Source organism: Halobacillus sp. Marseille-Q1614 (assembly GCF_902809865.1).
Lineage (GTDB): Bacteria > Bacillota > Bacilli > Bacillales > Halobacillaceae > Halobacillus_A.
Genome location: NZ_CADDWH010000001.1, coordinates 2620834 through 2634890 on the forward strand (window position 1 = coordinate 2620834; position 14057 = coordinate 2634890).

Here is a 14057-nt window from a genome sequence, read left to right on the forward strand (position 1 = left end):
AGTTTCCCCTTTCAGTCAAAGTCTCTCGGACTGATAGCTTGGCGTATATCCTTAATTTCTTCCCATCTTTCTTGGCTTAGTCTGTATCCAGTTCCCGGCCCTTTGTAATCGTTTTCATCATTAACCGCACTAATCACTACATTTTCTTTATCAATAATCGCTGACGTATGAAGGTAATCTCCAGCGACTCTTTGTTTTAAAAGGTTAAAGATTCGTTCAGCTGTCGTTCCGTATCCTCGTTGAGCTAAAATCAGAGCAATATCAAATCCAGAAATACCATCCTGTAAAATTCTCTCTGCTGCTTTTAGGTCTTCCACCACGTTTCTTTGCGGCATATCTTCACTACTGTTGCCATAAGTCGCTGCATCTACTTCTTCATCAGTAATGAGAGGGAATCCTAATTCTTCAAAAACTACTTGCAGCGATTTAGCTGCCTGATAACGGGCTTCAATAACCTTCTCTTCATCTACTGGTTTTAGTCCGCCATCAACCATCATGTCTCGCTGAATGATCAAATAATCGTCAAGATCGCTTGAATCCATATTCGACCCCGCAAACATATCCTCATTATTTGGTACCGCACTAAATCCAGAGAAAATAAAATCTGTTCCCGGAAGCATTTGACAAAGCATTTTTGCACTGCGTCTTATTTCTGAATGAGAGAATGTTTGATCATTTCCAGAAGCCACTTCCATATCAAACAATGTGGTTGCCAAGTTCTCTGCTAAAACCGCCCGAATTCCACTGGGGACAGAAGCCGGGATACCGATACAGCTGATCGATCCATTCTGCAGCCCTTGTACGCCTACTCCCTTAGCCATCATCACACAGCGAATTTCTAAATAGAGCATGGATTTCCCTTCAGCACCAGCCATTTGGACTTCGGAACCTGTCCCTGAAGTGAAGCGCATCTTAGCACCGCGTGAAGCATATGCAGAAGCTAAAAATGATTTTGACCAAGGTGTATCATCACCATCTATAAATACCGATTCTGTTCCATAGATAGAAATTGTTTCAGCATAAGATGTTAAACCAAGCATCGCTAGGCGAAGTTCTGTTGCTTCCTCTAACGAATCTTGAGTTAAAATTCCTCCTCTTGCTGTTTGCGAACCTACAAGCAGAGCCAAGGCATTAAAAGGAGCGTAACGGACAACCCCTACCGTAGTTTCTTGTTCATCGAATCCATAAAGACCCGCCTCTGCGGCATCTGCCGCCATAAGTACAGGATTATCCCGAACGTTTGTTACGTGACATTGATTAGACGGTGTTTTCCTTGCCCTCATCTTTTGTAAAGCCATCATCATTTCTACAACATTCATATGATTGAGTACTTCCAGCACCTTGGCCGGGGTTAGCCCCTTAGAGATTTCTATTATTTCTGAACGAGATACATTTATATCAACCATCTTTCGTGCGATATCTACACTATCAAGCATCATAACTTCTTCAGCAGCACTAGGATCAATCGTATAATCTGCAATAAACTGATCAAGCATATCAAAGTCTTCTCGTTTCTTTTCATCCAATTCTACTATTTTTCCGTTCTCTACTTTAATCGTAGGATTAGGGTCATTAGGACTGGACATAGCGACAAATCCCATTTCTGGCCATTCAGTTACAAATCCATCTTTATTAACAGGTCTTTCTTTCAAAATTTCAAATCTTTTTGAATGCTTCATAAAGGAATATCCCTCTTTCTATGAGTAGTTAACATTCGTAAATTCTGATAAGAACAGATACTAGATAAGGCTTGACTTCCTATCCTGATCCTACTTCGACCGTTATGTGTTCGCCTTTCACTCTCCTTTTCACTTTCGTCCATTATAGTTTTCTAAATATAAAAAGTCCCTAGAGATAATATACATATCTTAGGACTTTATTGACCTTTTTCTACAGGTGCCTCTTTATTCTCACAATTGTCCCATTTTTAAGACATCTCGAGTCCGTAAATCCATGAAACCCCTTACATATTTCCTATTGTTTTTACCTTTCTTATTATGTATAGTGACGTTAAGTTACTCAATCAATTGGATGAAGTATTTAACTTATTAGTGAAATCCATTAAATTATCAGGAGTTTCGTTCTGAAATTCCTGAACTTTATAAAATTACTGGAATAAGGAGGACGTCTATGAAAAGAAACGGGTTCAAGCTGATGCAGGAATTAAATCAGTTTCGGATACTAGATATGATTAGAAAATATGGCCCGATTTCCAGAAGTGATCTGGCTAAAAGATTAAACCTGAGCCCTACCACTGTAGCAACTGCTGTAAGTGAGTTTATAAAAGAAGGGATGGTAGTTGATGGTCAGCCGGGCCATTCGCGAGGCGGAAGAAAGCCGATCTTAGTAAGCTTCGTTCCCGACAGCCGCTTTCTGATTGGTGTGTCGATAACCAATTCTGCGATTACGTTAGCCTCTATGGATATGGAAGCTAACATTATCAAGAAATCTATTTGCACAATAAACATACTTGAGAAGGAAGCTATAGTTGATTACATTGTTTCCAGTATAGCTGCTTATGTAAAAGAGATTTCTGATCTGGACAATTGTATAGGTATTTCAACTATTGCCCCAGGTATTGTAGATTCCGAGAATGGGATTATTCGTAAAAACACCAAACTTAACCTTGAAGAAGTGCCTTTGAAAGCTCTTGTGGAAGAGCGGACAGGTCTTAAAACATGGGTCGACAATGATGCGAATGCGATTGTCCTGGCTGAAAAGCAATTTGGAACTTTCCAGGATAAACGAAACCTGGTTTACATTCAACTGGGTGAAGGCTTGGGAGCAGGCATGATCATTAATGATGAGATTTTTCGGGGGAGAAATGGCGGTGCCGGAGAATTTGGTCATATAAGCTTAGACAAACATGGTCCCGTGTGTGAATGCGGAAATGCTGGCTGCCTGGATTATTATGTAGGCTGGCCGGCTGTTTATGGAAAAATTTTGTCTTCTCTTACCCGCGGAAAGTCGTCTGTCATGCTTAAGATGGCGGAAGGAGATCTTGCAGGCATTGACTTACCGATTTTTTTGAAAGCGCTAGCATCTAAAGATGAACTGGCGCAGGAAATCGCTGGAGAAATGGCTTCGTATTTAGCTGCAGGCTTAGTAACAATTACTCATTTACTTAACCCAGATGTAATTCTCATTGGTTGGGATGCAATATACCATGATTCATCATTAATGGAAGCGGTACAAGATGAACTTAAAGAACACTCCTTCGTTTTATTCACGGACGATCTGGAAGTTCACCCTGCTACACTGGGTCAGGACTTTCAGCTTAAGGGCGCAGCAGCCGTCCTGCTGCAGGACATTTTTAATTTTTCTATTTAAAAGGAGAGATTGATTTGCAAAACATATTGTTAATTGGAGCTGGAACGATGGGCAGTGTCCACGCCCATACATACCAAAATATAAAAGAGACAAATTTAGCAGGGATTGTTGATTTTACAAAGGAAAAAGCAGACAAGCTTGCAGCCGAAACGGGAACGAAGGCTTTTTATTCGCTGGAGGATGCCGTTCAAACCCTGGAAACTATTGATTTAATAGATATCTGCCTCCCTACCCACTTACACAAAGAATATGTAGAAAAAGCAGCAGACCTCGGTGTCCATGTATGCTGTGAAAAGCCGCTGGCACGCACCTTGGAAGAAGCTGACGCAATGATGAGCTACTGCCAAGAAAAAGGAGTTCGGCTGTTCGTCGGCCATGTTGTACGTTTCTTTCCTGAATACGTTCAGGCCAAGCAGAAAATTGAACAAGGCACCATAGGAAAACCTTCAGTCGTGCGCACAACTAGAGGCGGAGTATTTCCTACTGGATGGGATGACTGGTATGCCGATTTCGACAAAAGCGGCGGACTCCTGCTGGATTTAGTAATCCATGACTTTGATTACCTGCGCTGGTGTTTTGGTGAGGTGGAAAGAGTGTTCGCGAAGAGTCTATCCAGCCGAAGAAATGACCGCAATGATTATACCTTAGTGACGTTACGATTTAAAAAGGGAGTCATCGCCCACGTTGAAGGCACATGGGCCCATGAAGGATTTTCTTCTAAGTTTGAGTTGGCCGGGACAACAGGAATTATCGAATACGACAGCTCCAAAGTGTCTCCAGTAAAAGCAGTAAAGAGAGTGCAATCACAAGAAGCGAACGGAGTCGTCGTACCAGAAAGCCCATTAAAAGAAACACCTTTCCAAAAAGAATTGAGGCATTTTATAGAATGCCTGGAAACAGGACATGAACCGATTGTAACTCCACAGGATGGATACAAAGCTATGGAGATTGCATTTGCAGCAAAGCAGTCGGCTGAAACAGGAAAACCCGTTTATTTAGACCAGCTCAATTAATCTGCTTAAAAGAAAGGAAGTCAGTCTATGAAAATTGGAATCATAAGTTTTGCCCATATGCACGCTTACAGTTATGCAAATGCATTAATTAATCAGGATGATGTGGAAATCGCCGGAATTTATGACAGTAACCATGAACGCGGTAAAGAAGCCTCCTCCCAGTTCAATACTGATTTTCACCAAAGTATCGATGATTTATTAGCCACAGATATTGAAGCTGTCGTCGTCACTTCAGAAAATATTTATCACCGCGAGCATGTGACGGCGGCTGCTAAAGCTAAGAAACATATACTTTGCGAAAAGCCGATTGCCACTACGATTGAAGATGCTAACGCGATGATTGAAATCTGCGAAGAAAATGGAGTACTGCTGCAGACCGCCTTCCCTGTAAGGTTCAGTTCAGCCATTTTAAGAGCTAAATCGATTATTGAAGAGGGGGAGCTCGGAGACATTTTAGCAATTAAAGGAACAAACCGCGGCACTAACCCTGGTGGATGGTTTAACGATAAAGAACTTTCTGGAGGCGGAGCTGTGATTGATCATACCGTGCATGTGGTTGATGTGATGCGCTGGATTCTAAAATCAGAAGTGACAGAAGTCTACGCGGAAATCGATCATTTGATCAGTGAAAAGCCTATCGATGATAGCGGAATTTTAACAATGGAGTTTGATAATGGCTTGTTCGCTACTTTAGATTGCAGCTGGTCTCGTAATGACGCCTACCCTACATGGGGAGATGTGACGCTTGAAATCGTTGGGACTGAAGGAACATTATCAGTCGATGCCTTTGCCCAAAAGATTGATATTTACAGTAATGAAAGCGGCGTGAACTGGAGTTTCTGGGGTGACGATATGAACGACCATCTGGTTGCCGACTTTGTGGAAGCCGTCCGTGAAAATCGTGCTCCTTCCATCACCGGAGAAGATGGATTAAAAGCTGTAGAAGTGGCGCTTAAGGCATATGAATCTTCGGAGAAGAAAGAGCCCGTACATCTTTAAATTTCTTACAAGGAGGAAGAATTGATGAGTAATTTTACAACCCTCGACTACTCCATTTTAATTGTTTACATTCTTGGCGTGGCAGTAATCGGGGCTATGTTTGGAAAAGATCAGAAAACAACGAAAGATTATTTCCTCGGCGGCCGAAGTATTCCTTGGTGGGCGATCGGACTTTCCGTAATGGCAACGCAAGCAAGTGCTATTACCTTTATCGGCGCACCCGGCTGGGGTTATGAAGGCGGTCTTGAACGTCTCATTATGTATTTAAACGTGCCGCTGGCTATTGCTTTTCTAATTGTAACGATTGTGCCGTTTTTCTATCGAACAGAAGTATATACTGCTTATGAATATTTGGAAAAGCGATTTGATGTTAAAACTAGAAGCTTCGCAGCCTTCTTATTTCTAGTAGCGCGAGGGCTTGCAACAGGAGTAGTATTATACGCACCTGCCCTTGTCTTGTCAGTTGTTACAGGATGGGATATCGCCTTTACGATTATCCTGATGGCCGTGCTGGCAGTTGGCTATACCGTATTAGGCGGTATCAGCGCCGTCATCTGGACCGACGTGATCCAGATGTTTGTTTTATGGCTTGGAGCTATTATCAGTATGATCGTTATTTTTACAAAGGTTCCTGGAGGATGGGACCAGATCGTCTCTACCGCTTCAAGTGCCGGCCTGCTTGAGCCGCTCAACTGGTCAATGGATCTATCAGTAGAATACAGCGTCTGGGCAGGAGTAATTGGCGGTTTCTTCCTGCATATTGCTTACTTTGGAACGGATCAAAGCCAGATTCAGCGTGTATTAACTAGTAAATCTATTAAAGAAAGTAAATTGTCCCTCTTGTTAACAGGTGTATTAATTGTTCCTCAAATGCTCTTATTCTTATTTATCGGAATACTTCTATACGTATTCTATCAATTTAATGGAAACCCTAACGTTTCAGATTTGAACGAGCTGTTTCCAATGTTTGTAGTCAATGAACTCCCTGCAGGAATTTCAGGATTGATCATTGCAGGTGTATTCGCAGCTGCAATGTCCAGTCTGGATTCAGGTCTGAATTCATTATCAGCTGTTACAATTAGGGATTTTTACAGCAAATTTTTCAAGAAAAATGCTTCTCAGGAACACTACCTGAAAGCATCTAGATGGGCCACTCTTCTTTGGGGAGCTTACGCCACGGTTTTTGCCTTTTTCGTAGCAAATCTCGGCCCCGTTATTGAAGCAATTAACAAAATTGGATCCCTTTTTAATGGAGCATTGCTCGGTGTTTTCCTTTTAGCCCTATTTACGAGAAGAACCAATGGTACCGGGGCATTCGCAGGACTCATAGCTGGTATGGTATCCGTCTGGGCAGTCACTCAGTTTTTTACAATTTCCTTCTTATATAACAATATCGTCGGAGCTGTGGCCGCATTTATCATTGGATATCTTATCAGCTTAATGGGTGCCAAGCCAAAAGAGCACAAACTAAAAGGATTAACCATGAAGGAAAAAGACGCTTCTCTTCAAGAAAAGCTGGCTGAACGCGCGGAGTCCGCTGCTTCGGTAGAGAATTTAAAAGAAGAAAAAAACACAAACAAGTGGCCTATATATCTAATTGCCTACTTTGTGATTGCTCTTCTATTTTTAGTTATCATTCAGGCATTCTAGTAAAGGAGTGAAATGGATGAAATCTGAGTTTTATATAAGACCTGTCATTGAACGTAAGGAAGCTGTAAAAAGAATAAACGAGCATACGTCTAATAAAATTCTAAAGTTATTTAAAGGCCGCCAGAAACTCGTTTCCATTGAACAAATCTACCTGCCTTACTGGTGTTACGATTATACATTGAAAACACCTTCCCTAAAGGATGGAATTCAAGGAAAGGTCGCCCTTGAAACGATCACTAAAACACCTGCCATCCTGCCCAGTGATTACCCTCTTCTCCCTATGGACGCTGATGTTAAGACTCTGCCTATCATAGGCGATGAAGATCAAGAAGCTGCAAAAAAGGCTATATACTGGGAAGCTTTTCGCAAAGAAAAACGAAAGAAATCCATTGATCTTACACTTCATTCACCGTGGATATTGTATATGCCGTACTGGATCGGCTACCTGGAGGCGAAAGGATATGAAATCCTCCCGGTAGATGCGGTATCTGGAAATCTGGATCTTACGATTAAAGAATCCTTTCTAAAAATATTTAGTGAAGCTGGATGATTTTCTTAAAGGATCTGGTGAATGTTGTGGATTGAGAGCGGATTTCCTTTCTTTTAAGCTAAGAAATCAACAGTGAAAGTAAACAGAGTTATTATAAAAGAAGGTTCTTCTCTCTGATAATGGAGTGAAGAACCTTCTTTTTATAATAGTTTATTATTCTACTAGAATATCTGGTAGAAACATTGTGATGTTCGGTATGAATGCTACGAGCAATAACACAATAATCATCGCTGCATAAAAAGGCATCATTCCCTTAGAAGCCTTTTCGATGGATAATCGGCCGATGGCAGAACCCACAAAAAGCACTGTTCCTACAGGAGGAGTCACCAGCCCAATCGCGAGACATAGAATGAGCAGCACACCAAAGTGAACTGGATCCATCCCTACATTTATAGCTACAGGCAGTAAAATTGGAGTAGCTATAAGAATAAGGGGAGCCATGTCCATAATCGTTCCTAATAACAATAAGATCACAACAATCATCAGGATCGTCACAATGTTATTGGGAGATATACCAATTAATGTATCAGATACAGTAGCAGGTACTCTTGTTAAGGCTAATAGCCATCCAAAGGCTGAAGAAGCCCCAATTAAAAACAAAACCATCGACAGGGTTTTAAATGTTCTTTTTAATATAATTCCCATTCTCATAAGTGGAATATCTCTATATACAAAGAAAGTAATAATAAACGCATAAAGGGTTCCAATCGCAGCAGATTCAGTAGCAGTAAAGAACCCGCTTATAATTCCTCCAATAATAATCACTGCCGTTAGTAATCCTAATAAGCCTTCCCAAATGATTCTAGGAATGTCCTTTTTTTGGACAGCTTCTCCTTTAGGATAATTTCTTTTTACAGCAATGGCATAGGTTAAGACCATAAGGATCAGCCCTAGCAGCAACCCTGGAAGCAATCCCCCCATAAATAATGCACCAACAGAAACACCACCAGCAGCTGTTGAATAGATGATCATATTATGACTCGGCGGGATCATAACCCCTTGTGCCGAACTGGAAATGGTTACCGAAACCGCATAATCAGAATCATAGCCATTCTTTTTCATCATTGGGATCAAGACAGAACCAACAGAAGATGTATCCGCAACAGCCGATCCAGAAATCCCGCCAAAGAAAGTACTCGCCAAGACGTTGACTAATCCTAAACCGCCTCTGATTTTCCCAATGATTACATTAGAAAGATTGATTAATCTGCGAGAGATACCGCCTTCATTCATAATCTCTCCAGCGAGTACGAAGAAAGGGATGGCTAATAAAGAAAAGGAATTTAGCCCTCCCACCATCCTCTGAATAATAGCGGATGGTTCAATTTCCATATATAATCCCGTTACAATGGAGGATACTATAAGAGTAAGTGCAATAGGCACTCTACATAACAGTAACAGAACAAAGCTGCCTATCAGAATAAATACTTCCATAATCTCACCCCTCCGCTGCACCATCAAAATCTTGATGCATACCCTTTCTAAATAATAATTCGATACCATATAATGTGACAAAAACTCCGGTCACTGGTATGGAAGCGTATAGTACGCTAGATGGCAATCCTAAGCCTGGCAATGTTGAACGTCCCATTAAAGTAGTAAATAGCCATCCATAATAAACCATAAAAACCCCTAGAATAATTACTATAGTTTTTGCTATATAATCGAACAAAGTTTGGATTTTATCTGGCAGCATATTGACGATAAGACCTACCCCGATATGAAGTTTTTCTTTAAATCCATAGGCGATTCCCAAAAAACTAACCCATACAAAAAGAACACGTGACAGTTCCTCGGACCACGAAGGTGTATAGCTGAAAAGTTGACGTGAAAATACCTGTACAATAATAACTACAACCATAACCGCCAGTAAAGTTAGCGAGGATATGAGAAGAATACGGTCGAGTCCCCTTTTCACCATTTTTAACTTTTTCATGTTTTGTCCTCCTCAGGAAAAAGGGGGGGGGGGTTCCCCGCCACTCTCTTTCTTAATCATCAGTTATTTCGTTAACTTATCGATCCACTCACCATATTGATCGCCATATTTATCATAGACTGGCTGGACAGCTTCTCTCCAAGGAGTAATGTCGTCAACTTCAATAAGTTCGTTACCGTTTTCTTCAACTGCTGCTTTAGATTCTTCCGTCAATTCAGCCCATGCCTCACGTTGAACTTCTACAGACTCCTTGGCAGCCTCTTGAAAAATCTTTTTATCTTCTTCACTTAATTCATCCCACAAACTTTGTGAACCAATGAGGACCTCTGGAGTTCCTGAATAACCATTAACCGTATAATAATCTGCTACTTCATAATGATTGGATGTGTAATAGCTAGGGAAATTATTTTCAGCCCCATCAATTACTCCTGTTTGGATAGATGAATAAACTTCTCCATATTCCATTGGTGTGGCAGAAGCACCTAGCGCTTCAACTATATCGATAGCCAGCTCAGATTGTTGAACACGAATTTTCAAACCTTCCATATCTTCTGGTGTTTCAAGCGGACGTACAGAGTTGTAGAAACTTCGATCACCTGAATCGTAAAAAGCAAGACCAACAAGGTCACTTCCCTCAAAGGTATCTAAAAGTTCTTGTCCTACTTCTCCATTCAATGTTTCCCACTTTTTTTCTTCATCTTCGAACAAATAAGGCATAGACAAAACACCAATAGAGTCAGAGAATTGAGTAAGTGGTGTAGCATTTACTCTTGCTAAGTCGATGGACCCTAACTGAACCTGCTCAATCGCGCTTACCTCGTCACCTAATTGACCGCCAGAATAAACTTCAATTTTATAACGCCCATCTGTTTTCTCTTCTACTAATTTAGCAAATTCTTCATCTCCAATAGTCGTCGGGTAATCATCTGGCTGGTTTTCTGCTAGTTTCAAAGTCACTGTTTCACCCGTTTCAGCTGAGCCTGGTTCATCGCCACCGCAAGCTGTTAAAACCAACACGGCTGCAAACAATGCCATAAACAATGACAACGTTTTCTTTTTCATTTTTATTCCACCTTTGTAATTTTTATTTTCTCACCCATTTAATTTATAGAATTCCACCAATTATAACAACGTTGTTATTTTAGGTTAAATTAAAAAGACAGCCGATCTATAAGAGTTCCCAAATTCCGCTGTCATCTCATACATTTTATGTGAAACAAACTTTCACACACCAGAGTAGGCTGAAAAACCTCCGTCTACTGGTATAACCACTCCATTCACAAAGCTTGAAGCTTGTTGACTAACGAGCCACAGCATGGTGCCGATAAGTTCCTCTGGTTTACCAAACCGCCCTTCAGGTGTTTGAGACAAGATCTTGTGAGCTCGCGGGCTCAATTGACCATCTTCCTGTATCATTAACTCTTTATTCTGATCGGTAAGAAAGAAACCTGGTGCAATCGCATTGACTCGGATCCCGACTTTGGAAAAATAAACAGCCAGCCACTCAGTAAAGTTGCTAATCGCCGCCTTAGCTCCGCTGTAAGCAGGGATCTTTGTTAACGGTTTATCAGCGTTCATAGAAGAAATATTTATCACAGCAGCATCCTGTTGGCCAATCATATCCTTGCAAAAGACCTGGGAAGGAATTAATGTACCAAGAAAATTCATATGAAATAAACTACCTACAGCTTCTGTATCTAAGTCAAAGAACGACTGCTCTCCCTCCGGCACCACTTGTTCACTCGGGTAGTATTCATGTGAAGTCGTTGCTTTCGGATGGTTACCTCCTGCTCCATTAATAAGAATGGAACATGGTCCAATATTTTCTTGAATTTTCTTATGAACTCTTTCTAAATCTTTTTTATTTAAAACATCGACACTGAATCCATATGCTTCTCCATCGTCTTTTTGAATGCTTGTCACTACTTGGTCAATTTTCTCTTGATTTCTTGCAAGTATTACGACTTTTGCGCCGGCTTCTGCGAGAGCTTCACAAAGAACAGAGCCTAGTACGCCGCTTCCTCCAGTAACAACCGCAACTTTACCATGGAGGTCTATCGAAAATGGCAATGTCATTTCTTAGTCCTCCTTTTGTACATGTAACAAATCAATAATCCCATTTATATAAGCGGCTCCCAATGCACGGTCATACAGACCATAACCTGGCCGCCCTTCTTCTCCCCAAATCATTCGCCCATGATCAGGACGAATTGGCCCTTCAAAGCCTAACTGGCTTAATTTTCTAAGTATCACGGGTAAATTAATGGATCCATCACTTGCTAAATGAGACGTCTCCTGAAAAGACCTTTCTCCTAACCACTTTACATTTCTAGCGTGAACAAAATGAATACGGCCTTCCGCAGCTTCCAACATTTCAAGCAAGTTATTGTCCGGATTGGCTCCATAAGAACCTGTACAAAATGTAATGCCGTTATGACGGCTATCGACTTGCTTCAGCATGTAAACTATATTTTCTTTGCTTGTCATAATTCTCGGCAAGCCGAAAATTCCCCATGGTGGATCGTCCGGATGAATAGCCATAAGCACGTCTTCAGCTTCTGCAGCCGGAATAACTCTTTCTAAAAAGTAAATTAAGTTTTCCATTAACTGTTCTTCAGAAACCTTCTGATATTCCTCAATTATTTGGCGAAGATCGCTCGTTTGATAGGAAAGGTCCCAGCCAGGAAGCTCTAACTCTCCACTAATCGGGTCTATGTTAACCACTTTTTCCTCGTTATAAAGAAGGGAATTTGACCCATCAGGCAGTGAAGCTTGCAATTCTGAACGTGTCCAGTCAAACACCGGCATGAAATTATAACAAACTGTTCTGATTTCTGCTTTTGCTAAGTTAATTAGTGTTTTTTTATAGTTCTCAATCCAGTGATCGCGTGTGTCGCGACCTAACTTAATATCCTCATGGACAGGGACACTCTCAATCACATTCAACCGCAGACCTTTTGCCTCAATGGATTGTTTTAAATTGATAATTTTTTCATATGGCCATACCTCTCCAACAGGAAGATCATAGATTGCGGAAACTATCCCTTTCATTCCAGGGATTTGTTTAATATGATCCAACGTAACAGGGTCATCACTTCCGTACCACCGAAAGCTCATTTCCAAGATTTTCACCTCCTTTTTTCAAAAAAAATAATTTATTTGTTTATTAAACAAACTAATAACACTATACTAAATGTAAGCGCTGTAATTATCAAGTGCTATTTTGAATATTCTTTCATTTAGCTCTCTTCCGCACTTACTACGATGGAGCATAAAAAAATCTCAGAAGGTCAGGTGGAATCATGCATACTGGAGATGCTAATTATATTAAGAACTTAAATAGAAAAATTTTAATCGAAAATATTATTAGGGAAAAATCTCTCTCACGAAGTGATCTCGCCCGTCGAACAGGGTTAAATAAAGCTACTGTTTCATCACAAATCAGTAGACTGCTTCAAGAAGGAATAATTAAGGAAACAATTGCCGGAGATATGCTTACTCCTGGCAGAAAACCGATCTTGATTGAGATGAATGAGCAAGCAGGGTATAGTTTAGGCATTGATATCGATCATAAAGTGGCACGTGCCGTTTTCATAGATTTTAAGGGCAAGCCATTTTATAAAAAAAATATAGAAGTTACTGAAGAGGATGCGACAGCATTAGTTAATGAAGTAATGGCGATAGTTAATCCATTGATAAATTCTTTCAACCAAACTTTTTCTCCCGTTGGTTTAACAGGAGTTTGCCTGGGGATTCATGGAATCCTCGATAATCAAGGACACATTGTTTTTACTCCAAAAGAAAAGTGGTCAAACATTAATATCAAAGAAGTAATAGAAAGCGAACTTAAAGTCCCTGTGTACCTCGATAATAACGCAAACTTAAGTGCCTACGGCGAACAAGTCTATTTCGAAAGTATACCCGATATGTTCTGTATCACTCTTTATTCAGGCATCGGACTCGGGATTATTAACAACTATAATATTTATCGAGGCTATAAAGGATTTGCTGGAGAAGTCGGTCACATGGTTATCAATCCAAATGGTGCACAGTGTTCTTGTGGAAATAGAGGCTGCTGGGAACTGTATGCTTCAGAGAAGGCTTTAGCTAACAAGGTAAATAACCAAATCCAACTTCTTAAAGATCGAACAATTGATTCTCTATTAACTGATCCCAGCTTTAAAGATGACTTGGAGGAATATGCCACTTATTTGGGGATTGGCCTAAACAATATAATTAATATTTTTAATCCCCAGCGCATTGTAATAAATGGGATTTTATTAAATAATAACCCTGTATTCATCCAGCACATCAAAGAAAGATTGATATCTAAAATGAGCAGCTATGAAGAAATCCGTTTTTCTCATTTAGGGGAATACGCCTGCGCGCTAGGAGGAGCTGCTTACGTAATCAAAAAATACTTTAACATTAATACTCTTGATTACATTGTTTATGATTATTTTACCGAAGACAGTTGCGAGGAATCGTTTAAGATGTACTCTATCGGTTAATGTATATTTTCCAAACCCACTCTGAACAAATTCATCAACGATAAGAATTAGACATAAAAAAGAAACTT

General features: G+C 40.4%; 12 protein-coding genes. 6 read left to right on the top strand and 6 right to left on the bottom strand.

What is annotated here, in order from left to right; genetic code table 11:
* Window positions 1-11: 11 nt before the first annotated feature.
* On the bottom strand, window positions 12-1679 hold the full coding sequence (locus HUS26_RS13105; protein WP_173917580.1) for a propanediol/glycerol family dehydratase large subunit: 1668 nt from the start codon (window positions 1677-1679) through the stop codon (window positions 12-14).
* 451 nt (window positions 1680-2130) lie between these two features.
* Here HUS26_RS13105 and HUS26_RS13110 point away from each other — a divergent pair, with 451 nt between their 5' ends.
* From HUS26_RS13110 to HUS26_RS13130, 5 genes are read left to right on the top strand one after another with little or no spacing between them, the layout of a single operon-like run.
* The gene (locus HUS26_RS13110; RefSeq protein WP_173917581.1) at window positions 2131-3330 is read left to right on the top strand and encodes an ROK family transcriptional regulator; all 1200 of its coding nucleotides are present in this window, start codon (window positions 2131-2133) and stop codon (window positions 3328-3330) included.
* A 14-nt stretch (window positions 3331-3344) separates the two neighbouring features.
* Window positions 3345-4343, top strand: coding sequence for a Gfo/Idh/MocA family protein (locus HUS26_RS13115; RefSeq protein WP_173917582.1), 999 nt, complete (start codon window positions 3345-3347; stop codon window positions 4341-4343).
* Window positions 4344-4370: 27 nt separating this feature from the next.
* The gene (locus tag HUS26_RS13120) at window positions 4371-5342 is read left to right on the top strand and encodes a Gfo/Idh/MocA family protein (RefSeq protein ID WP_173917583.1); all 972 of its coding nucleotides are present in this window, start codon (window positions 4371-4373) and stop codon (window positions 5340-5342) included.
* A gap of 24 nt (window positions 5343-5366) precedes the next feature.
* Window positions 5367-6992: a sodium:solute symporter gene (locus HUS26_RS13125; protein WP_173917584.1), complete on the top strand. Its 1626-nt coding sequence runs from the start codon at window positions 5367-5369 to the stop codon at window positions 6990-6992.
* Window positions 6993-7008: 16 nt separating this feature from the next.
* Window positions 7009-7542 (top strand): hypothetical protein, encoded by a 534-nt coding sequence (locus HUS26_RS13130; protein WP_173917585.1) that lies wholly within the window; start codon window positions 7009-7011, stop codon window positions 7540-7542.
* 153 nt (window positions 7543-7695) lie between these two features.
* Here HUS26_RS13130 and HUS26_RS13135 read toward each other — a convergent pair whose 3' ends face one another.
* From HUS26_RS13135 to uxuA, 5 genes are all read right to left on the bottom strand, one after another.
* The gene (locus HUS26_RS13135) at window positions 7696-8976 is read right to left on the bottom strand and encodes a TRAP transporter large permease (protein WP_173917586.1); all 1281 of its coding nucleotides are present in this window, start codon (window positions 8974-8976) and stop codon (window positions 7696-7698) included.
* A gap of 4 nt (window positions 8977-8980) precedes the next feature.
* Window positions 8981-9478, bottom strand: coding sequence for a TRAP transporter small permease (locus tag HUS26_RS13140; protein WP_173917587.1), 498 nt, complete (start codon window positions 9476-9478; stop codon window positions 8981-8983).
* Between the two features lie 63 nt (window positions 9479-9541).
* Window positions 9542-10540, bottom strand: a complete 999-nt coding sequence (gene dctP / locus HUS26_RS13145) for a TRAP transporter substrate-binding protein (RefSeq protein ID WP_173917588.1) — start codon at window positions 10538-10540, stop codon at window positions 9542-9544.
* Between the two features lie 162 nt (window positions 10541-10702).
* Window positions 10703-11554, bottom strand: a complete 852-nt coding sequence (locus tag HUS26_RS13150) for an SDR family oxidoreductase (protein WP_173917589.1) — start codon at window positions 11552-11554, stop codon at window positions 10703-10705.
* Window positions 11555-11557: 3 nt separating this feature from the next.
* Window positions 11558-12601, bottom strand: coding sequence for a mannonate dehydratase (uxuA, locus tag HUS26_RS13155; RefSeq protein ID WP_173917590.1), 1044 nt, complete (start codon window positions 12599-12601; stop codon window positions 11558-11560).
* Between the two features lie 179 nt (window positions 12602-12780).
* On the opposite strand from uxuA, the gene HUS26_RS13160 reads away from it, so the two are divergent.
* Window positions 12781-13989, top strand: coding sequence for an ROK family transcriptional regulator (locus tag HUS26_RS13160; RefSeq protein ID WP_173917591.1), 1209 nt, complete (start codon window positions 12781-12783; stop codon window positions 13987-13989).
* Window positions 13990-14057: the final 68 nt, after the last annotated feature.

What these genes read in the sequence shown, in the direction of transcription:
- dctP (WP_173917588.1), bottom strand. Translation starts at nt 10,540, where the DNA reads ATGAAAAAGAAAACGTTGTCATTGTTTATGGCATTGTTTGCAGCCGTG.
- HUS26_RS13160 (WP_173917591.1), top strand. Translation starts at nt 12,781, where the DNA reads ATGCATACTGGAGATGCTAATTATATTAAGAACTTAAATAGAAAAATT.
- HUS26_RS13135 (WP_173917586.1), bottom strand. Translation starts at nt 8,976, where the DNA reads ATGGAAGTATTTATTCTGATAGGCAGCTTTGTTCTGTTACTGTTATGT.
- HUS26_RS13140 (WP_173917587.1), bottom strand. Translation starts at nt 9,478, where the DNA reads ATGAAAAAGTTAAAAATGGTGAAAAGGGGACTCGACCGTATTCTTCTC.
- HUS26_RS13120 (WP_173917583.1), top strand. Translation starts at nt 4,371, where the DNA reads ATGAAAATTGGAATCATAAGTTTTGCCCATATGCACGCTTACAGTTAT.
- HUS26_RS13110 (WP_173917581.1), top strand. Translation starts at nt 2,131, where the DNA reads ATGAAAAGAAACGGGTTCAAGCTGATGCAGGAATTAAATCAGTTTCGG.
- HUS26_RS13150 (WP_173917589.1), bottom strand. Translation starts at nt 11,554, where the DNA reads ATGACATTGCCATTTTCGATAGACCTCCATGGTAAAGTTGCGGTTGTT.
- HUS26_RS13125 (WP_173917584.1), top strand. Translation starts at nt 5,367, where the DNA reads ATGAGTAATTTTACAACCCTCGACTACTCCATTTTAATTGTTTACATT.
- HUS26_RS13105 (WP_173917580.1), bottom strand. Translation starts at nt 1,679, where the DNA reads ATGAAGCATTCAAAAAGATTTGAAATTTTGAAAGAAAGACCTGTTAAT.
- HUS26_RS13130 (WP_173917585.1), top strand. Translation starts at nt 7,009, where the DNA reads ATGAAATCTGAGTTTTATATAAGACCTGTCATTGAACGTAAGGAAGCT.